Here is a 19,844-nt window from a genome sequence, read left to right as displayed (position 1 = left end):
CATCCTGGCAGCCGCCTGTGACAGAAGAGAATCCCAGGTCAGGAGCGGATCAGGGGTCGAGGAGCGGTCCGGCGCCCCCGCGCCGGGCGCCGGACGCGTCCGGTTTCTTTCCAGAGGGCCGCCACGGACGCCGTCAGCCCGTCGCTGGCGGTGCGGTGGTAGGCCGAATCCGGTGGAAGGGCCGCGCTGAGCCGGCGGTGCGCTTCGGGGAGCGAGTGGTACGGCATGCCTGGGAAGAGGTGGTGGAGGGCGTGCAGGCGCAGCCCGAGCGGTGCCCAGAGCCCGGTGAGCAGGGGGCGGCGCGGGTGGTTGATGCTGTCCATCATCTGGTCGACCAGGCTCATCGGTTCCTCGTCGCCGCTCCAGCGGTGGGAGAGCAGCGTGCGAACCGCATTGATCAGCAGCAGCGCGCTGTGGACGGCGTAGGCCTGGACGGCGCGCTCGGCCGGAACGGTCCCGCTCAGCAGGAGCGCCGCGGCGAGCACGACCCAGAGCATGCAGCCGGCCTCCTGGACGAGCCACGCCCGCGCCTGGCGGCGGTCGGCCGGGGCGGCCCCGGCGTAGTCCAAGTCGATCTTCAGCGTCGTGAAGTGCGTGTAGAGGTGGCGGCGGAGCCGGGCGTTCACCAGGGAGAGGGGGGTGAGCAGGCCGAACCGGATCGGCGCCAGCAGCGGCAGGACGAAAGAGGAGCCCAGGAACGCCAGGGCCTGCCGCCGCGATAGCCGGTCCAGCGGCCGGTACTCGGGGTCCCTGCTGGTGCCGTACGAGCGGACGTTGTGGTGGTTGACGTGCGCGTCGAAGGTGAACGCCGGCATCAGCAGCGGCGTCCCGACCAGCAGGTTCCACGCGCGGCGGAACCGGCGCAGGGCGCGTTTCCCGCGCAGGTGCGCCAGCTCGTGGATGAACGCCGCGCACCGGTACGCGGCCAGGGTCGAGACCGCGGACAGCAGCACCCCGAGCGGCGTGGCGTATCCGGCCGGGCCCGCGGCCCAGAAGGCCGCGGCGCACACCGTGAACGAGGCGAGCAGGTCGCCCCAGTAGACGCCTAGACGCGGGGTGAACAGGTCGCTCACCAGCGCGTGCGCCCGCTGGACGGAGAATTCGCCGGTCATGACCACGTGCGCTCCCTCACCGGGACGGGACTCGGGGTGTCGGTGAGCGGCACGCCGTCCAGCACCCCGGGCGACCGCCGTCGCGAACGCCCGGACGACCGGCGGGGCGCTCCCCTGGACGGCGGCCAGGGCCATCGCGACGGCCAAGGCGTCCACCAGTTGGCCCGGCCCGCGAGCCGCATGACGGCGGGCACCAGCAGGCAGCGCACGAGGGTCGCGTCCAGCAGCACGGCCAGCGCGAGCCCGACGCCGATCATCTTCAGCAGCGCCAGGCCCGAGGTCGCCAGGGCCGCCATCACGACGGCGAAGATGACGGCGGCCGAGGTGAACAGCCGCCCGGTGCGCTCCAGCCCGGTGGCCACGGCGAGCGCCGTGTCGCCGGTGCGGCGGTGCTCCTCGACGATCCGCGACAGCAGGAAGATCTCGTAGTCCATGGACAGGCCGAACGCCACGCAGAACAGCAGCGCGGGAACGAGCGCGTCGGTGCTCCCGGCGACGGAGAAGTCGCCGACCAGCCCGCGCAGGTGGCCCTCCTGGAAGATGTGCACCAGCACGCCGAAGGTCGCGCCGAGGCTCAGCGCGTTCATCAGCAGCGCCTTGACGCCCAGGACCACGCTGCCGGTCAGCGCCGCGACCAGCAGGAAGGTGGTCAGCGCGATCAGCGCGAGGACCGTGGGCAGCGTCCCGGCGATGCCCGCGCGCACGTCGGCCAGCTCCGCGCCCGGCCCGCCGACCAGCGCCCGCTCCGGGGCGGGCAGGCCGCGGACGCGCTCGGCCAGTTCGCCGTTCTCCACCGAGTACGGCTCGTGCGCGGTGGAGACGGCCAGCCACGTCCCGGCCGCCGCGGGCCGGGTGAAACGGGCGACGGCGCCCGGCATGGCCTCCCCGACCCGTGCCCCGCGCGCGTACGAGCCGGTGGCGGCGTCGACCCGGACGACGCCGTCCAGGTCCGACAGGCCGCGCGCGTAGGCGTCCAGGCGCACGCGGTCGGCCGGTTCGCCCGGGGCGGCGCGCATCCCGGACAGGACGACGGTGGTGGCGCCGACGCTGTCGCGCGCGTCGAAGTCGTGGCGGAGCCGGTTCGCGGCCTGCGCCGCCGGGGCCTGCGGCGGCAGCAGCCGGTCGTCGAAGGTGCCGAACCGGACGTCCAGGAACGGCGATCCCAGCGCGGCCAGGAGCAGCGCGGTCGGGATCGCGACGCGCAGCGGGCGCCGCATAACGGCCATGGCGATCCGGAACCAGAGACCGGGCCGCGCGCCGGGGCTGGGAAGGGGCGATCCCGCGCGCCAGGGCCCGGGGATCGCCAGGCCGTTGACGCGCTCCCCGAGCAGGGCCAGGACGGCGGGCAGCACGACGAGGCTGCCCACGGCGGCCAGGACGGTGACGGTGATGCCGCCGTAGGCGATCGACCGGAGGATGGTGAACGGGAACAGCAGCAGCGCCGACAGCGACAGGGACACGGTCACGGCCGAATAGGCCATGGCCTTTCCGGTCGTGCGCATCGTGACGCCGACGGCCCGGGCGCTGCCGCCTCCCGCCGCGAGTTCTTCGCGGAACCGGGTGACGATGAACAGGCTGAAGTCGAGCGCGAGCGCGAACCCCAGCGCGCTGGCGATGCTCATGGCGAACACCGACACCTCGGTGAGGCCGCTGAGCAGGCGCAGCACGGCCATGGTGCCGGCGACGGCGAGCGCCCCGACCAGGACCGGCAGGGCGGCGGCGGTGACACCGCCGAAGACCACCGCCAGGATCGCCAGGGTCAGCGGCGCGACGGTCAGCTCTGCCCGGCGCAGATCGCGCTCGCTGCGGTCCTGGGTCTCGGCCCTCACCTGGGCCTTGCCAGTGGCGGTGACGGTCAGCGGACCGCTGCTGCCGGTCACCTGCGGGACCAGCGTCCGCGCGGTCGCGATCCGGCGCATGTCGTCGCCGCGCAGGCGCACCAGGATCAGCGCGGAGCGCCCGTCGCGGCTGCGCAGGGACGGTGACAGGACGTCCCAGTACGAGGCCACGTGGTCGACGCCGGGCGCGTGCGCGATCCGCGCGGCCAGACGTACTCCGGCGGCGGCGGTGCGGGGCCTGTCCACCTGGCCGCCGGCGCGCGCCACGAGCACCAGGTCGGGGTCGCCCGCGCGGAAGCGGTTCTCCAGCAGTTCCCGTGCGCGTCCCGACTCCGATCCGATGGCGGTCGTGCCGCCCGGTGTCAGCCGGTCGTGGACGTCGTGCCCTGCGAACAGCGCCAGCAGGAACCCCGCGGCGGCGAGCCAAAGGACGAGCCGCCGGTACCGGGACAGGCCGCTCCAAGCGGGCCTGCTTACTTCAGGCCCGCTCCCCCTCATAGGTCCCGCCGGTAGATGCGGTAGGTCTTGGCGTGGACGGCCCCGAGGGCCTGCATGCTCTGGTTGATGGCGCGGTTGTCCTCCAGCGTCCAGCCCATCTCGATGCCGCCCCGGTAGCCGCCGGCGGCCATCGCGTCCCACACCCGGGCGTAGAGCAGCGCCTCCAGGCCGCGGCGGCGGTACTCGGCGACCACACCGCACAGCACGCCCCGCACCCGGTCGACGCGCCGCGCCGCCAGGGCGAGGCGTGCCAGCCCGATCGGGACGCCGAAAGTGGTCAGGCGCCCGCGCGCGGCGGGCAGCGCCTGGTTGAAGTCGGGCAGGCCGAGCCCGACGGCGACCGGCTCGCCGCCGGCCTCCACCAGCTGGATGAGCCCGGGGTCGGCGATCCGGCGCAGCCGGCGGGCCAGTGCGGTGAACTCGGCGTCCGTCATGGGGACGAAACCCCAGTTGTCCCGCCACGCCGAGTCGTGGACCCGCTTGATGCGGGCGAGCTCGGCGTCGAAGTCGCGCAGGTCGGCGGGCCGGACGGTGAGCCCGTCGCGCCGCCGGACGTGCTCGGCGATGCGGGTCAGCCGGGGGTCGAGCGGGGCGGTGGCGCACTCCCACGTCCACAGGTCCGTGGCCTTCTCCAGCCCGCAGCGGCCCAGCAGCGCCGGGTAGTAGGCGGGGTTGTAGGGCATCAGGACGCGCGGCGGCGAGTCGAACCCGTCCACCAGCAGGCCGCATTCGTCGTTCATGGTGAAGTCGACCGGTCCGAGCATGGTCTGGAGGCCGCGATGGCGCAGCCAGCGCGCGGCGGCGGCGAACAGCGCGGCCGCGACGGCGGGGTCGTCGACGCATTCGAACTGCCCGAAGAAGCCGTCGCGCGTCCGGTGGACCCGGTTGTGGCGCGGGTTGTGCACGGCCGCGATCCGCCCCGCGACGCGTCCGCGCGTCTCGGCGATGAACAGGCCCACGTCGCCGTAGGCGAAGAAGGGGTTGCGGCGGCGGTCGAGAAGGCGCCGGGCGTCGCGCCGCAGCGGCGGCACGAAGTTCGGGTCGTCGCGGTGGAGCCGGTAGCGGAACTCGACGAAGCGGCGCACGTCGCGGCGCGTTCGGACGGGCACGGCCACGACCCGGGGCGGCCGGGCCGGCCGCTCGGCGGTCGGCGCGCCACCCCAGGGCCGGACGTCGTACGACATGCACACGAGTATGGCTAGACGATCACTCCGCGTCGCGCACCCTCGGCCCAAAAGTCGATCAACATAGCGCAACCACCAGGCGAGACACTCGCCAAGCCCGCCCCGCTCGGCGAGCATCCTGACCTGACCGGTCACGGAACGTGGCCGCACGGCGAGAGGGGACGCGGCATCGTGGTGGACGCCTTCGGCAAGTGCCTTTCCTGGCGTGAGGACGAAATCGCCGCGCGCATGGGCGTCTATCCGTACTACCACGCCATCGAGGAGCGGACGGGCCTCAACGAGGTCCGTGTCGGCGGGCGGACGCTCCTGATGGCGGGCTCCAACGACTACCTGGCCCTGTCCACCGACCCGCGGACGAAGGCGGCGGCCGCCGCCGCGCTGCGCCGGTTCGGCGCCGGCACCTCCGGGTCGCGCCTGACCAACGGCACGCTCGCACTGCACGAGGAACTGGAGGCGGGCCTCGCCGATTTCCTCGGGCACGAGGCGGCACTGGTGACCTCGACCGGCTTCCAGGCCAACCTCGCGCTCAGCCCGCTGCTCGGCCCGCACGACACGCTGGTGGCCGACCAGCACATCCACGCCTCGCTCATCGACGCCGCCCGGCTCGGCCAGGCCCGGCTGCGCCGCTTCCGCCACAACGACATGGCCCACCTCGGCCGGCTCCTGGACGCCGCCGAGCCCGGCGACGGGCTGATCATCCTGACCGAGGGCATGTTCTCCACCACCGGGGACCTGTGCGACCTGCCCGGCATCGGCAAGCTGGCCGCGCAGCACGGCGCGCGGCTCATCCTGGACGGCGCGCACGACATCGGCGTGCTCGGCCCCGGCGGCCGCGGCGCCGCCGACCACTACGGGCAGCTGCCCGCGGTCGACGTCCACACCCTGACCTTCTCCAAGTGCTTCGGCACGCTCGGCGGCGCCGTGACCGGCCCGGAGCGGGTCATCCGCTACCTGCGGCACCACTCCCGCGCGGCGATCTTCTCCGCGTCGCTGCCCGCGCCGTGCGCCGCCGCCGCGCTGGCCGCGCTGGAGGTCATCCGCACCGAGCCGGAGCGGCGGCGGCGCGTGCTGGCGATCGCCGAGCGGCTCGGCGCGGAACTGGCCGCGCTCGGGTTCGACGCGGGCCGGGACGGCACCCCGACCATCCCGGTGCACGTCGGCGACACGCTGCCGTGCCTGCGGCTGTGGACGGAGCTGTTCGAGGAGGGCGTGTTCACCAACGCCATGGTCCCGCCCGGCGTGCCGGAGGGGCGCGCGCTCGTCCGCGTGGCCGTGACGGCCGCCCACACCGGGGCGGAGGTCGACCGGATCGTGGACGCCTTCGCCGCCGCCGGCCGCCGGCTACGCCTCATCGACTGACCCCCGATCACCCGGCTTCGCTCGCGTCCACTCGTCGGCCAGGGCGATGAGCTCTTCGAGGGCCTCCTCGACGCGTTCGCGGTCGCCCGTGGTCAGGTAGTCGATCTGCAGCCCGGCGTACGCGGCGTTGAGGAGGGTGGCGTTCCTGCGGGCGACCTCGTCGGGGACGCCGTGGTTGCGCAGCGCCTCGGCGACGAATCCGGCGCGGTCGCCGAGCATCGTCGGGACGTAGGGACCGCTGAGCCGCCCGGCGGCCGACAGCCCCTCGATCTCGAGCAGCAGCCGGGTGAGCGGGAGGTCCTCGGCCAGGTGCCATTCCCACGACGCCCGGATCACCGCGCCCAGGCCGCGCCCCTCCTCCCAGCCGGGCAGCGCGCTCAGCCGGCCGCGCTGGCGCTCGTCGAGGTGCGCGAGGACGGCGGCGATCAGGTCGTCCTTGGTCGCGAAGTGGTGGGTGAGGACGTAGGTGCTGTGCCCGAGCGCCTTGGCGAGGGGGCGCAGGGACAGCCCGGCGATCCCGTTCGCGGCGAGGTACTCGACGATCGCGTCGAGCAGCTCGGCCCGCCGCCGCGGGTCCGCGGGCCTGGCCATGGCCGTCCTCCTGGCGGGCGTCCGGGTGGCGTGCCCGCCCACCCTAGGCACATGACGATCGTTATGCAAATGGCAAAACAGTCGTTATGGTAATCGCCATGATCTCCTCCGGCCATCCCCGCCGCCGGGCCGTCCTGGCCGCGCTCTGCGCCGGACTGCTGGTCATGAGCGTCAGCGTGATGGCGGTGACCGTGGCGCTGCCCGCCATCGCCCGGGACCTGCGCGCCACCACCGGCCAGCTGCAGTGGATCACCGAGTCCACGGTTGCTCGGTGGGCTCGGGGTGTTCGCAGCCGCCTCGCTACTGGCGGCGCCGGCCCGCTCCCCCGGCGAGCTCATCGCGGCACGGGCCCTGCTGGGCGCCGGCGCCACCATGATCATGCCGGCCACGCCGGCGATCGTGCGCGCCGTGTTCCCGCCGGACGAGCTGCCCGGGGCGATGGCCGCGTGGGCGGGGGTGGCGCGCTGGCCGTGCTGGCGGCCGGGAACGCCGCGACCGTCACCGCGGCCAGTACCGGCGTCATGGCCTCGACGGGCCCGGAGCGGGCCGGCTCCGCCGCCGCGCTGAACGAGACCGCCTTCAAGCTGGGCGGCAGCCTCGGCGTCGCCGTCCTCGGCGGCGTCCCGGCCGGGCACCTCGCCGGACGGCTGGCGCCCGCCGCCCGCGCCCTGCCGCCGAAGCCGCGCGCCCTGGCCACCGAGTCGATCTCCGAGGCCATGGCGGCGGCCCGGCGGCTGGGCGGAGCCGACGGCGAACGGCTCGCCGCCACCGCCCGCGAGGCGTTCACGGCAGGGCTCGGCCGCGCCGCGCTGCTGGCCGCCGCGCTCGCGCTCGCCGCCTCCTTCGTCACGGCGCTCGCCCTGCGCGGCACGCGCCGCCGGCCGGCCGAGGAAAGGAACGACCATGGCCCTTGAGAACCACGCCGAGCAGTACGCGGACATACGCGGGCTGCGGCTCGCGTACATCGACTTCGGCGGGACCGGCACGCCCGTCCTGGCCCTGCACGGGCACTTCGGCCGGGCCCGGATGTTCGCCCCGCTCGCCGCCGCGCTCGCGCCCGGGTACCGCGTCATCGCGCTCGAACTGCGCGGGCACGGACACAGCGACCGGGCCGCCGAACACGGCCCCGACGCCTACGTCGAGGACGTCGCCGCGTTCGCCCGCGAGCTCGGTCTCGGCCCGCTGATCGTCGTCGGCCACTCGATGGGCGGCGTCGTCGGCTTCCGGCTCGCGGCGCGCCACCCCGGCCTCGTCCGGGCCCTGGTGAACGAGGAGGGCGGTGCGCTCAACCGGCGTCCCGAGATCCCCCATCCCGTCCTGGACGTCCGTCCCTGGCCCCGGCGCGCCGCGACCCTGGCCGAGCTGCGCCGCGGGGTCGAGGCGCACGGCGTCCCCGACGCGGCCTACTTCCTGGAGAGCGCCGTCGAACACGACGACGGCTGGGGCTTCCTGTTCGACCACGACGCCATGGTGGAGTCGCAGGAGGCGCTGATCGGCGACTGGTGGCCCGACTGGCTCGGCTCCACCTGCCCCGCCCTGCTCGTGCACGGCCTGGACAGCTTCGTGCTGCCGACCGGCATGGCACGGGAGATGGCCGCCCGCAGGCCCGGCACCGTCCTGCGCGAGCTGCCCGGCTGCGGGCACTGGGCGCACGACGACGATCCCGCCGCCTTCGCCGGCGCCGTCGCCGCATTCCTGGAGAGCCGCTGCCCGTGAGTCACGGCTTGCGTGCCACGCCTCCGGCCACGTCCACCGGCGTCTGCGGGAGCGGGGACGGGTCCGGCCGCCAGCGGGACACCTCGACCACGCCGGGCGGCACCGGCTCCAGCCCCTGGAACAGCGCCGCGATCTTCTCCAGCGGGCGCGGGTGGTACGGGAGCGTGCCGCTCTCCTCGTACAGCCGCTCGGCCTCCTTGACTCCCGCGCCGGTGTCGGTGAAGTCGTAGATCCCCAGATAACTGCCCGAGGGGAGCCCGGCCATCAGCCGCGGCACGATCGTCAGCGCGACGTCGTGGTCGATGTGCCCGAGGATGCCCATCAGCATCAGCGCGGTGGGACGGCCGAAGTCGAGCGTGCGCCCGGCCTCGCGCAGGATCGTCTCGGGGTCGTGCAGGTCGGCGTCCACGTACACGGTCACGCCCTCGGGCGAGCTGGTCAGCAGGGCGCGGGCGTGCGCCAGCACCAGCGGGTCGTTGTCGACATAGACGACCTTGCACTCGGGCGCGGCGCGCTGGGCGATCTCGTGGGTGTTGTCGACGGTGGGCAGGCCGGTGCCGACGTCCAGGAACTGCCGGATGCCGGCCTCGGCGACCAGGTGCCGCACCACGCGCGCGATGAAGTGCCGGGCGGCGCGGGCCGCGTCGGGCATCCGCGGGTAGACCCGCAGCACCTCGTCGCCGGCCGCGCGGTCGACGGGATAGTTGTTCTTGCCGCCCAGCCAGTAGTTCCAGATCCGGGCCGACTGCGGAACGCCCGTGTCGATGTCCCGCGGCGGATCCGTGCCGGCTCCGGGCCAGGAAGACGAGGCGTCGTCGCTGCTCACATCGGCCTCCAGCGCGTGTCGGGGGGCGGACGATCTCAGGCTTTCACATCGATCTCGCCCCGGTCCGGCGTTTCCGGCACGGTCCGGGCGGAGGCGAGAAAACCGTCATCGCCGTCAGGTTGTGCGGCCGGAGGAACTCGTGATCCACTCTTCCCTCATGCGGTCCGATCCCTTCGACGGCGAAGCGGCGGCCCCGCTGCGGAAGGCGTTCGGCGACGCGCCCCTGGGCCCGCCCGCGGGCTGGGACGCGGTGCGCGCCTTCGAAGCCCGGCACGCGATCGTGCTGCCTGAGCCGTTCCGGCGCTTCGTCGCCACCGTGGGCGACGGGTGCCCGTCCGGCCCGCCGTTCTACGGGCTCGTCCGGCTCGACCACTCCGTCGAGCCGGGCAACGCCCCCGCCCGTCCCTTCCCGCTGACGGCGCCCTGGCTCTGGGAGGGCGCGCCGGAAGCCGGAGAGGCCGAGCGCCTGAGCGCCGCCGCGGTGGAGGACGGCACCCTCTACCTCGGCACCGACGGCTGCGCGATGGACTGGCGGCTGGTGGTGACGGGCCGGCACCGCGGACACGTCTGGCAGTTCACCGATGTCGGAGTCCAGCCTTTCGGGGCGCCCTTCGGCCACACGACGGCCGCGCCCGGCTTCGGCGGCTGGGTACGGCACTGGGCCGCGGGCCGCGACTGGTTCGACGCCCCCGAATCGCACGCCGCCGGCGCGTGAGGCGTCCGGCTCAGCCGGACTCCCGGATCACCGCTCGGTCGGCAGGAACGCCCGCCGTCATGTCGGGCGGGCCGGCGATGGTCGCGACCCGCCGCCGGCCGCGTTCCAGCAGGTGCCGCGCCGCCGCCCGCGCACCCCCGACGTTGGGCGTATCACGAGAAAATTGGGAGCGCGCTCTCAAGTAGATGATCTCTTGACAAGCCGGTCCGGAGGGGTGACATTGTGCGGCAACCGCTGGTGCCGACCCACCACCCCGTCATCCACCGGCTTCGTGGAAGGCCCCCCGCTATGCCGCGTCCACGCCCATCGAGGCATGCCCTCATCGCTCCCGACCGCAAGTCCCGGCGGCGCGCGGTGCTCGCCGCCCTCACCGCGATCGTCGCGCTCCCGGCGGTCGTGGCGGCCGCCGCCCTGTCCCCCGCCGGCGCCTCCGTGCCGCCTCCGCCACCGGGCTGGAGCCTGGTGTGGAGCGACGACTTCGAAGGCTCCGCGGGCTCGCCGCCGTCCTCCGCCAACTGGCTCATCAGCACCGGCCACGGCTACCCCGGCGGCCCGCCCAACTGGGGCACCGGCGAGATCCAGCGCTACACCCCCGACCCCGCCAACGTGCGCCTGGACGGCTCCGGCAACCTCACGATCACGCCGGTGAAGGGCCCGTCCGGTGAATGGACCTCGTCCCGGATCGAGACGCGGCGCACCGACTTCAAGCCGGCCGACGGGCGGATCCTCCGGATCGAGGGCCGCGTCCAGATGCCGAACGTCACCGGCGCCCAGGCGCTCGGGTACTGGCCGGCGTTCTGGGCGCTGGGCTCCCCCTACCGGGGCAACTACCAGAACTGGCCCGCGATCGGCGAGTTCGACATCATGGAGAACGTCAACGGGATCAACTCGGTCTGGGGCGTGCTGCACTGCGGCACCAACCCGGGCGGCCCGTGCAACGAGAGCAACGGCATCGGCGCCAGCCGCGCCTGCCCGGGCGCGTCCTGCCAGTCGGGGATGCACACCTACCGGTTCGAATGGGACCGGAGCGTGTCACCGAACCAGTTGCGCTGGTATGTGGACGGCCAGCAGTTCCACAGCATCTCGCAGGCGAGGTTCGACGCGACGACGTGGAACAACATGACCGGCCACGCCGGTTACTTCCTGCTGCTCAACGTGGCGATGGGCGGCGCGTTCCCCAACGGCGTCGCCGGGCACGGCACGCCGACCGAGGCAACGGTGTCGGGGCGGCCCATGGTCGTCGACTACGTCGCGGTCTGGCAGAGCGGAGCATGAAGCGGGCCCTGCGGCCGGCGCGCATCCGCGGGCAGGCGTAAACGCGCGAGCGCGTTACCCGGCCGGTGGGGCGATGCCGGAGGCGAGCCTCACCGGCCAGGTCGCGAAGCGATGTCGCGCTCGCCCAGGCACGGTCAGCTCCAGATGGTCACATACACCGGCGGCCGGAAGCGGGACGGCGGGACGCCCGAGCCCGGTGTGCGCATCAGGTGCAGCGCGTCGGCGGTGCCCAGGAAGCGCCGGAACGCCCCGGCCAGCGGCGGCCTGCGCTCGGGCGCCAGGGTCGTGGCGTGCCAGCGGATCTCCGCGGGCGTGACCGGGGTGCCGACGACCCGCAGTTCGCCGCGCTGGACGCGGGGCGCGACCAGGTGCGCCAGCGCGATCGCCAGGCCGCCGCCGTCCGCGGCGGCGGCCCAGGCGGCGGTCTGGTTGGGGTAGACGCGGATCCGCTCCTCGGGCACCCTGAGCCGGCGCAGCAGCGCGCTGGTCTCGCTCCCGGGGTCGGCGCCGGACGGGTCGACCAGCCACACCGGGCGCGGGACGGGCACGGTGCCGACGGCGACCAGCCTGGCCCGGAAGACCGGCTCGCTGACCAGGCCGGGCTCGTCCCCGAGGTAGGGGCCGAGCGCGACGTCGGCGAGCCGGTTGTGGAGCAGGACGGGCATCTCGCTCCCCGCGCCCACCCCGGCGCCGCCCTCGACCTCGCGCGGGGTGCGCCGGGTGAACGCGTCCAGCAGCGGGGCGGCGACGAACTCGGCGACCTCGGCGGTGGCGACCACGCGCAGCGACTCGGGGGCGCCGCGCGCCGCGCGGACGGCGCCCTCGGCGTCGGCGCCGAGCACCACCATCTGGGAGGCGATCGGCAGCAGCCGGGCGCCGCCCTCGGTCAGCGTCATCCCGCCGGGCCCGCGGACGATCAGCCGGTCCCCCAGGTGCTGCCGGAGCGCGGCCAGCGCCTGGGACACCGCGGGCTCGCTCACGTTCAGCGCCCGCGCCGCCCGCGTCACCGATCCGAGCCTGGCGACCAGGACGAACGCGCCCAGCTGGGTGAGGGTCATGCCCGCCAGTGTGATCGCCGGAACGGCCCGGGTTAACCCTTCGCTTATCCGCCCGTTGTGGCCGCCTCCGGCCGGGCGACAATCCCGATCGACAAAGCTCGATCATCACGGCCCCGATCCCACCCCGAGGGGGCGGCATGCAGGTTCCGGCGAGTTTCGAGTACGAGCGGGCGGCCACCGTCGAGGAGGCGCTGGCGCTGCTGGCGCGGCACGGCCCCGAGGCCCGGGTGGTCGCCGGGGGCCACAGCCTGATCCCCATGATGAAGCTGCGGCTGGCCGAGCCCGAGGCGCTGGTGGACATCAACGACGTCGCGGAGCTGTCCCGCATCGGGATCGAGGGCGACACGCTGCGTGTGGGCGCCATGGTGCGGCACGCGGAGCTGCTCGACTCGGCCGCGGCGGGCGAGCACTTCCCGATCCTGCACGACGCCGAACGCGTGATCGCCGACCCGGTGGTGCGCAACCGCGGCACCGTCGGCGGCTCGCTGTGCCAGGCCGATCCGTCCGAGGACCTGTCGGCGGCGTTCGGGGCGCTGCGGGCGCTGGCGGTGATCCGCGGGCCGGACGGGGAGCGGACGGTGCCGATCCGGGAGTTCCACACCGGCCCGTACGAGACGGTCGTGGAGCCGGGCGAGCTGCTCACCGAGCTGCGCGTCCCGATCCGGCCGGGAGGCTCCAGCGCGTACGAGAAGGTCGAGCGGAGTCGGGGACTGGCCGCTCGCCGCCGCCGGGGCCGCGCTGCGGCTGGACGCCGCCGGGCGGATCGCCGAGGCCGGGATCGGGCTCACGGCGGTCCGCGCCGCGCATTTCGTCGCCGCCGAGGCCGAGGACGTGCTGCGCGGCGCCGAGCCGTCGCCGGAGCTGTTCCGCGAAGCCGGGCGGGTGGCCGCCGAGAACTGCGACCCCGGGTCCGACCAGCGCGGCCCGGCCGACTACAAGCGGCATCTGGCCGGTGAGCTGACCACGCGCGCGCTGCGCCGCGCCTACGAGAGGTGCCGGACATGAAGATCACGGTGACGGTGAACGGGGAGGCCCATACCCGGGACGTGGAGCCCAGGCTGCTGCTGGTCCACTTCCTGCGGGACGAGCTGGACCTGACCGGGACGCACTGGGGCTGCGACACCTCCAACTGCGGCGCGTGCGTGGTCTGGCTCGACCGGGTCCCGGTCAAGTCGTGCACGGTCCTGGCGGTGATGGCGGCCGGCAAGGAGGTCCGGACGGTCGAGGGCCTGGAGCGCGACGGCGAGCTGGACCCCGTCCAGAAGGGCTTCTCCGAGTGCCACGGGCTGCAGTGCGGGTTCTGCACCCCGGGGATGCTGATGACCTCCCGCCGGCTGCTGGACCGGCGGCCCGACCCGTCCGAGGCCGAGATCCGCGAGGCCCTCTCCGGGCAGATCTGCCGGTGCACCGGCTACGAGAACATCGTGCGCTCCGTCCGCTGGGCCGCCGAGCATCCCGCCGGGCGGCCGGCCGAGACGGCCGAGACCGAGGACGTGACGCCATGACCGCGACGGAGGAGACCCGCAACGGGTTCGGCCGCGTGCACCGCAAGGAGGACGCCCGCTTCATCCGCGGCAAGGGCACCTACGTCGACGACATCAGGCTGCCCGGGACGCTGTTCGGCGCGGTGCTGCGCAGCCCGCACGCGCACGCCCGGCTGCTGTCGGTCGACACCACGGCCGCCGAGGCGCATCCGCAGGTCAGGGCAGTGATCACAGGCGCGGCCCTGGCGGAGCTCGACCTGGCGTGGATGCCGACGCTGTCCGGCGGCGTGCAGGCCGTGCTCGCCACCGACAAGGTGCGCTTCCAGGGGCAGGAGGTCGCGTTCGTCGTGGCCGAGAGCCACTACGCCGCCCGCGACGCGCTGGAGCTCATCGACGTCGACTACGAGGCGCTGCCTCCGGTCGTCGACGCGCGCAAGGCGCTGGACGAGGACGCGCCGGTCATCCGCGACGACCTGGAGGGCCGCACCGGCAACCGCATCTTCGACTGGGAGGCCGGGGACGCCGGCCACGCCGACCGCGTCTTCGCCGAATCGGACGTGGTGGTCGCCCAGGACGTGCTGTACCCGCGGGTGCATCCGGCGCCGCTGGAGACCTGCGGGATCGTCGCGGACATGGACAAGGTCACCGGCAAGCTCACCGTGTGGACCACCACCCAGGCCCCGCACGCCCACCGCACCGTGTACGCGCTGGTCGCGGGGCTGCCCGAGCACAAGATCCGGGTGGTCTCCCCCCGACATCGGAGGCGGCTTCGGCAACAAGGTCGGGATCTACCCGGGCTACGTGTGCGCGATCGTCGGGTCGATCGTGACGGGCCGTCCGGTGAAGTGGATGGAGGACCGCTCCGAGAACCTGATGACCACCTCGTTCGCCCCGGGACTACCACATGCGGGGCGAGATCGCCGCGACCCGGGACGGGCGGATCCGCGGCCTGCGGGTGAAGGTGCTCGCCGACCACGGCGCGTTCAACGGCACCGCGCAGCCGACCAAGTTCCCCGCCGGGTTCTTCCACGTGTTCACCGGGTCGTACGACATCGAGGCCGCGCACTGCGCCGTCACCGGCGTCTACACCAACAAGGCGCCGGGCGGGGTGGCCTACGCCTGCTCGTTCCGGATCACCGAGGCCGCCTACCTGGTCGAGCGGATGATCGACGTGCTGGCGGCGGAGCTGGACCTGGACCCGGCCGAGCTGCGGCTGCGCAACCTGCTGCGGCCCGAGCAGTTCCCCTACGCCTCCGCCACCGGCTGGGAGTACGACTCGGGCGACTACCCGCGCGCTCTGCGCAAGGCGATGGACATCGCCGGGTACGACGGGCTGCGCGCCGAGCAGGCCGAGCGCCGCCGCGCGGGGTCCGGGCCGCTGATGGGCGTCGGGATCAGCTTCTTCACCGAGGCCGTCGGCGCCGGGCCGCGCAAGCACATGGACATCCTCGGGCTCGGCATGGCCGACGGCGCCGAGCTCCGCGTCCACCCGACCGGCAAGGCGGTGCTGCGCATCTCCGTGCAGACGCAGGGGCAGGGGCACGAGACGACGTTCGCGCAGATCGTGGCGCACGAGCTCGGCATCCCGGTGGACGACGTGGAGGTGGTGCACGGCGACACCGACCAGACCCCGTTCGGGCTGGGCACCTACGGGTCCCGTTCGACGCCGGTGTCGGGCGCGGCCGCCGCGGTCGTGGCGCGCAAGGTCCGCGAGCGCGCCCGGATCGTGGCCGGGGCGATGCTGGAAGCCTCCCCCGAGGACCTGGACTGGACGCCCGGCCGCTGGTCGGTGCGCGGCGACCCGTCGGCGGGTGCCACGCTGCAGGAGATCGCGATGGCCGCGCACGGCAGCGTCGAGCTGCCCGAGGGCGTGGAGGGGCATCTCGACGCGACCACCGTCTACAACCCGCCGAACCTCACCTATCCGTTCGGCGCGTACATCGCCGTCGTGGACGTGGACCCGGGCACCGGCAAGGATCTGGCGATCCCATGAGCGCGGGACTGGCGGTGCGGGCGGAGCGGCTGCGCACCGAGCGGACGCCGTTCGTGCTGGCGACGGTCGTGCGCACGGAACGTCCCACCAGCGCCAAAACGGGCGACCGCGCGCTTGTCCTGGCCGATGGGACGCTGGAGGGCTTCGTCGGCGGCACCTGCGCGGCCTCGACCGTGCGCGCCCAGGCGATGCGGCTGCTGGAATCGGGCGAGTCGACGCTGCTGCGCATCACGCCCGGCCCGGAGGAGCCCGGCGGGGAGGGCCTGGTGACGGTCAGCAACCCCTGCCTGTCCGGCGGAACGCTCGACCTGTTCCTGGAGGCGGTGCTCCCGCCCGCGCTGATCCAGGTGTTCGGGGACGGGCCTGTCGCCGGCGCCCTGGCCGGGGTCGGCGCGGCGGCCGGCTACGACGTGCGCCCCGCCGGGGACTGCGCGGCGCCCGTCCTCGCCGATGCCGCGGCGGTCGTCGTCGCCACGCACGGCCGCGACGAGGAGCCGCCGCTCACCGCGGCGCTGCGGGCGGGGATCCCGTACGTCGGGCTCATCGCGAGCCGTGCGCGGGGCGCGGCGGTGACGGCGGGGATCGAGGGCGCCGAACGGGTCCGCACGCCCGCAGGGCTGGACATCGGCGCCCGCACGGCCCCCGAGATCGCGCTGTCGGTCGTCGCGGAGATCGTGTCGCTGCGTCCCCGCCCGGCGCCGGCGCGTGACGGGGTCCGCCACGAGACCGCCCGCCACGAGTGCGGATAGGACTTTTCGCCAAGTCCCTCGCGCGGGCGCACGGTGCCCCTACAGTCGTCGGTCATGCTCATGCGTCGATCGGCGGGCAGCGCGCTCGCCACACTGGCGGCCGCGGCAACGATCGCCGTGGCCGCGTTCGCTCCCGCCGCCGACTCGAAGGTGGCCGTCTCCACCGCCGCGCAGGCAGCCGACCTGAAGACCGACCTGGACGCCATCCTGGCCGACGAGCGGCTCAAGGGCGCCCGGGTCGGCGCGCTGGTACGGGACGCCAAGACCGGCCGGATCCAGTACGAGCGCACCCCCGAGACAGCGCTGATGCCCGCCTCCAACCAGAAGCTCCACACCTCCGCCGCGGCCCTGGCGCTGCTGGGGCCGGGGTACCGGTTCCGCACCCGGGTCTACGCGGCGAAGCCGGCGGGCGGCACGGTGAAGGGGGACCTCTACCTGAAGGGCACCGGCGACGCGACCATGCGCGCCGCCGACTACGACCGGCTGGCCGCCCAGGTCGCCGGGCGCGGCGTCACGCGGGTCACCGGGGACCTGATCGCCGACGACACCTGGTTCGACGCGCGGCGCACCGCGCCCGGCTGGGCCGCCGGGGACCTCCCCTTCGCCTACGCCGCCCAGATCTCCGCGCTGACCATCTCGCCCGACGACCGGTTCAACGCCGGCTCGATCAAGGTGACGGTCGCCCCGGGCGCGGCGGGCGAGCCGGTCAAGGTGGCGCTGGACCCGCCCACCGACGTGGTGAAGATCGACAACCGGGCCACCACGGGCGCGGCGGGCTCGGCCTCCACGCTGGCGGTGGACCGCCCCGGCGGGGCCAACACCGTCGTGGTGTCGGGCTCGTACCCGAGCGGCGGCAAGCCGGTGGAGAACCTGCGCACGGTCGAGGAGCCCGCGCTGTACGCCGCCGACGTCTTCCGGGACGCGCTGCGCAGGCACGGCGTCAAGGTCGCCGGGACGACCTCGCCCGGCCGGACGCCGTCCGGGGTCGCCGCGCTGGCGGGCCGCGACTCGATGCCGCTCTCGCGGCTGACGGCCCCGTTCCTCAAGCTGAGCAACAACACCATCGCCGAGATCCTGGTGAAGGCGATCGGGCGCAAGGCCAAGGGCGAGGGCAGCTGGCAGGCCGGGCTCCCGGTCATCGAGAAGTACCTGGCGGGCCAGGGCGTCTCCGCGGAGCGGCTCGAGCTGACCGACGGCTCCGGCCTCTCCCGTTCCAACCGGACCACGCCGCGCGACATCGCGGCCCTGCTGGCGAAGGCGCGGTCCAAGAGCTGGTTCCCGGCCTGGTACCAGGCGCTGCCGATCGCGGGCGATCCCGATCCGATGGTCGGCGGGACGCTGGCGAGCCGGATGGCGGGCACCCCGGCGGCCGGGAACGTGCACGCCAAGACCGGCACGCTGACGGGCGTGACGGGGCTGTCGGGCTACGTGCGCGACCCTTCGGGACGGCAGCTGATCTTCTCGGTCGTCCTCAACGGCTACGCCGGCGGGGCGCCCAAGGACATCGAGGACAAGATCGCCGTGCGGCTGGCCGGCGGGCCCGAGGCGGCCGAGCGCGCCGTCACCCCGCGCCAGGCCCCCGCGACCGGCCCCGACCTGGAATGCTCCTGGACGATGGGCTGCTGATCGCCGGATGTCCCGGCCACCGCGCCCGCCGCTTCCCGACGGAGCGGCGGGCGCGGCCCGTCAGGGCCGCGCGGCCGGCACGAACACGCCGCCACGGCCGGTGACGCCATAATGGCGTCATGGATCTCACGCCGTACGTCGACCATCTCCGCCGCGAGCTCGAGATCGCCGCGGCGACCGGCGGGCAGGACGTCCGCGACCTCGCCGGGCGGCTGACCGCGCCGCTGGAGTCGGCGGCCCGGCTCGCGCTCCTCAAGGCGCTGTCGGACGCCACGGACGAGATCACCCGGGAGCTGGCGCCCGGCTCGGTGGAGGTGCGCCTGCGCGGGCTGGACCCCGGCTTCGTCGTGACGCCCCCGCCCGGCGGTCCGCCCGCCGGGGACGCGGACGCGGCCGCCCCCGCCCCCGCCGCCGCGGACGCGCCGCCCCGCCCCGCTCCCCCGCCCGCGCCGGAGGCCGACGACGGCGGCACCTCGCGCATCACCCTGCGCGTCCCCGACCACCTCAAGCCGCGCATCGAGGAGGCCGCGGCCCGGGACGGGCTGTCGGTCAACGCCTGGCTCGTCCGCGCCGTGACCGCCGCGGTCGAACCGGCCGGCCGCGACCGCGGCCGGCAGGCGTCCGGCCACACCCGCGGCCCGGGCTACGGGCAGCGCTACACCGGCTGGGTGCGCTGACCGATGCCCGTCTTCGACACCCCGGAACCGATCCTGGCCTCCGTGCACCTCTCCTACGGTGACGTGCTGATCGAGGCGAGCGACCGCGCCGACACCGTCGTGGAGGTGCGCCCCGGCGACGAGGGCCGCGACGCCGACGTGGAGGCAGCCGCGCAGACCCGGGTCGAGTACGCCAACGGCGCGCTGTCGGTCCGGTCGCCCAAGTCGCGGGCCCGCTGGTTCTTCGGGCTCGGCGGGGCGGTCGGCCTGGTCCTGCGGCTGCCGTCCGGGTCCCGCGTCGACGTCCGCACCGACTCGGCCGACCTGCGCTGCCGGGGACGGCTCGGCGCGTCCCGGCTGAACACCTCCTCCGGCGACGTCGCGGCCGACGCCCTCGGCGGCCCCTGCGACGTCACCACCGCCAACGGCGAGATCCGGATCGGCGGGATCGAGGGCACGGCGGTGGTCAAGTCGTCCAACGGCGGCGTCACGATCGGCACGGCGGGCGGCGACCTGCGGGTCAAGACCGCCTACGGCGACATCTCCGTCGACCGGGCGCTGGCCGGCCTGGCCGCGCAGACCGCCTACGGCCGGATCCGGGTCGGCGAGGTGGTGCGCGGATCGATCGTCATGGAGACCGCCGGCGGCGAACTGGAGGTCGGCGTCCGCGCGGGCACCGCCGCCTGGCTGGACGCGGTCTCCGCGTACGGCGAGGTCAGGACCGCCCTGGACGCCGCCGCCGCTCCCTCCGGCGCGGAGGAGACGGTCGAGGTGCGGGCGCGCACCGCCTACGGCGACATCCTGATCCACCGCGCCTGACCGGTCAGGAGAGCCGCTCGGCGAGGTGGACGGTGACGGTGTCGCCGGTGCCCTTCCCGATCGCGCGCCGCACGTCGGCCTTGACCGGCAGCTTGTGCGTGCCGTCGCCCAGCGCCATGAACGAGCCGCGGAACGGGTGCCCGTCGACCGTCCCGCGCACCTTGACCAGCCCGCGGGTACCGAAGTACTCGGCGGAGCCGGGCATCACGACGTAGGTCCAGCCGCCCGGGTTCGGGCTGGTGACCAGCGTCGCCGTGAACCGCTTGTCCAACGTGGCGGCCGTGCCCGCCTGTTCCTGCTGCGCCATGGTCTGCCCCCGTTCCGCTCGTCCGGCTCTTCTACGGG

19 protein-coding genes and 2 pseudogenes are annotated in these 19,844 nt (G+C 74.6%); 14 read left to right on the top strand and 7 right to left on the bottom strand.

The features are described 5' to 3' along the window. Nucleotides 1-38: 38 nt before the first annotated feature. From ABD340_RS39465 to ABD340_RS39455, 3 genes are read right to left on the bottom strand one after another with little or no spacing between them, the layout of a single operon-like run. Nucleotides 39-1,112 carry a fatty acid desaturase family protein gene (locus ABD340_RS39465; protein WP_344596246.1) on the bottom strand — a complete coding sequence of 358 codons (1,074 nt, stop codon included), beginning with the start codon at nt 1,110-1,112 and terminating at the stop codon, nt 39-41. After that, on the bottom strand, nt 1,109-3,448 hold the full coding sequence (locus ABD340_RS39460; protein ID WP_344596245.1) for an MMPL family transporter: 2,340 nt from the start codon (nt 3,446-3,448) through the stop codon (nt 1,109-1,111). The genes ABD340_RS39465 and ABD340_RS39460 overlap by 4 nt, the downstream gene beginning before the upstream one ends. Continuing rightward, nucleotides 3,445-4,632, bottom strand: coding sequence for a hypothetical protein (locus tag ABD340_RS39455; protein ID WP_344596244.1), 1,188 nt, complete (start codon nt 4,630-4,632; stop codon nt 3,445-3,447). Before ABD340_RS39455 ends, ABD340_RS39460 begins: the two co-directional genes overlap by 4 nt. Before the next feature lie 171 nt (nt 4,633-4,803). On the opposite strand from ABD340_RS39455, the gene ABD340_RS39450 reads away from it, so the two are divergent. Beyond that, on the top strand, nt 4,804-5,991 hold the full coding sequence (locus ABD340_RS39450; protein ID WP_344596242.1) for an aminotransferase class I/II-fold pyridoxal phosphate-dependent enzyme: 1,188 nt from the start codon (nt 4,804-4,806) through the stop codon (nt 5,989-5,991). Here the strand turns inward: ABD340_RS39450 and ABD340_RS39445 are convergent. Then, nucleotides 5,974-6,582 carry a TetR/AcrR family transcriptional regulator gene (locus ABD340_RS39445; RefSeq protein ID WP_344596241.1) on the bottom strand — a complete coding sequence of 203 codons (609 nt, stop codon included), beginning with the start codon at nt 6,580-6,582 and terminating at the stop codon, nt 5,974-5,976. The two genes, ABD340_RS39450 and ABD340_RS39445, sit on opposite strands and share 18 nt — an antisense overlap. 98 nt (nt 6,583-6,680) lie before the next feature. Between ABD340_RS39445 and ABD340_RS39440 the strand changes: the two genes are divergently transcribed. Both ABD340_RS39440 and ABD340_RS39435 read left to right on the top strand, forming a co-directional pair. Next, nucleotides 6,681-7,496 carry an MFS transporter gene (locus ABD340_RS39440; protein WP_344596240.1) on the top strand — a complete coding sequence of 272 codons (816 nt, stop codon included), beginning with the start codon at nt 6,681-6,683 and terminating at the stop codon, nt 7,494-7,496. Next, complete coding sequence (locus tag ABD340_RS39435) at nt 7,486-8,298, top strand: alpha/beta fold hydrolase (protein ID WP_344596239.1); 813 nt, start codon at nt 7,486-7,488, stop codon at nt 8,296-8,298. The genes ABD340_RS39440 and ABD340_RS39435 overlap by 11 nt, the downstream gene beginning before the upstream one ends. A gap of 1 nt (nt 8,299) precedes the next feature. Here the strand turns inward: ABD340_RS39435 and ABD340_RS39430 are convergent, their stop codons facing one another. Further along, entirely contained in the window at nt 8,300-9,124 is an 825-nt protein-coding gene (locus ABD340_RS39430) for an SAM-dependent methyltransferase (protein ID WP_344596237.1), read from the bottom strand. A 157-nt stretch (nt 9,125-9,281) separates the two neighbouring features. On the opposite strand from ABD340_RS39430, the gene ABD340_RS39425 reads away from it, so the two are divergent. Further along, nucleotides 9,282-9,839 carry a hypothetical protein gene (locus ABD340_RS39425; RefSeq protein ID WP_344596235.1) on the top strand — a complete coding sequence of 186 codons (558 nt, stop codon included), beginning with the start codon at nt 9,282-9,284 and terminating at the stop codon, nt 9,837-9,839. A 288-nt stretch (nt 9,840-10,127) separates the two neighbouring features. Next, entirely contained in the window at nt 10,128-11,114 is a 987-nt protein-coding gene (locus ABD340_RS39415; RefSeq protein WP_344596234.1) for a glycoside hydrolase family 16 protein, read from the top strand. 134 nt (nt 11,115-11,248) lie between these two features. Here ABD340_RS39415 and ABD340_RS39410 read toward each other — a convergent pair whose 3' ends face one another. Continuing rightward, nucleotides 11,249-12,172 (bottom strand): LysR family transcriptional regulator, encoded by a 924-nt coding sequence (locus ABD340_RS39410; RefSeq protein ID WP_344596233.1) that lies wholly within the window; start codon nt 12,170-12,172, stop codon nt 11,249-11,251. 137 nt (nt 12,173-12,309) lie between these two features. On the opposite strand from ABD340_RS39410, the pseudogene ABD340_RS39405 reads away from it, so the two are divergent. From ABD340_RS39405 to ABD340_RS39365, 9 genes and pseudogenes are all read left to right on the top strand, one after another. Then, nucleotides 12,310-12,771: pseudogene (locus tag ABD340_RS39405) on the top strand (FAD binding domain-containing protein); the annotation flags it as partial. A gap of 139 nt (nt 12,772-12,910) precedes the next feature. Then, nucleotides 12,911-13,177 carry an FAD binding domain-containing protein gene (locus ABD340_RS39400; RefSeq protein WP_344596335.1) on the top strand — a complete coding sequence of 89 codons (267 nt, stop codon included), beginning with the start codon at nt 12,911-12,913 and terminating at the stop codon, nt 13,175-13,177. Continuing rightward, complete coding sequence (locus ABD340_RS39395) at nt 13,174-13,677, top strand: (2Fe-2S)-binding protein (protein WP_344596231.1); 504 nt, start codon at nt 13,174-13,176, stop codon at nt 13,675-13,677. The genes ABD340_RS39400 and ABD340_RS39395 overlap by 4 nt, the downstream gene beginning before the upstream one ends. Then, nucleotides 13,674-14,351 (top strand): annotated as a pseudogene (locus ABD340_RS39390) (molybdopterin cofactor-binding domain-containing protein); the annotation flags it as partial. The gene ABD340_RS39395 and the pseudogene ABD340_RS39390, both read left to right, overlap by 4 nt. A gap of 209 nt (nt 14,352-14,560) precedes the next feature. Then, entirely contained in the window at nt 14,561-15,649 is a 1,089-nt protein-coding gene (locus ABD340_RS39385; protein ID WP_344596230.1) for a molybdopterin cofactor-binding domain-containing protein, read from the top strand. Beyond that, nucleotides 15,646-16,398 carry an XdhC family protein gene (locus ABD340_RS39380; protein WP_344596333.1) on the top strand — a complete coding sequence of 251 codons (753 nt, stop codon included), beginning with the start codon at nt 15,646-15,648 and terminating at the stop codon, nt 16,396-16,398. Before ABD340_RS39385 ends, ABD340_RS39380 begins: the two co-directional genes overlap by 4 nt. Nucleotides 16,399-16,452: 54 nt before the next feature. Further along, nucleotides 16,453-18,024, top strand: coding sequence for a D-alanyl-D-alanine carboxypeptidase/D-alanyl-D-alanine endopeptidase (gene dacB, locus ABD340_RS39375; protein ID WP_344596229.1), 1,572 nt, complete (start codon nt 16,453-16,455; stop codon nt 18,022-18,024). Nucleotides 18,025-18,143: 119 nt separating this feature from the next. Beyond that, complete coding sequence (locus tag ABD340_RS39370; protein WP_344596227.1) at nt 18,144-18,701, top strand: hypothetical protein; 558 nt, start codon at nt 18,144-18,146, stop codon at nt 18,699-18,701. Between the two features lie 3 nt (nt 18,702-18,704). Further along, entirely contained in the window at nt 18,705-19,499 is a 795-nt protein-coding gene (locus ABD340_RS39365; RefSeq protein WP_344596225.1) for a DUF4097 family beta strand repeat-containing protein, read from the top strand. 4 nt (nt 19,500-19,503) lie between these two features. Here the strand turns inward: ABD340_RS39365 and ABD340_RS39360 are convergent, their stop codons facing one another. After that, a complete protein-coding gene (locus ABD340_RS39360) occupies nt 19,504-19,806 on the bottom strand; it encodes a DUF1905 domain-containing protein (RefSeq protein ID WP_344596224.1) in 303 nt (100 codons plus the stop codon). Nucleotides 19,807-19,844: the final 38 nt, after the last annotated feature.

This window comes from Actinomadura vinacea (assembly GCF_039532545.1).
GTDB lineage: Bacteria > Actinomycetota > Actinomycetes > Streptosporangiales > Streptosporangiaceae > Spirillospora > Spirillospora vinacea.
Note: the sequence above shows the minus strand (reverse complement) of the source record. Positions and strands in the feature narration are given on the sequence as shown.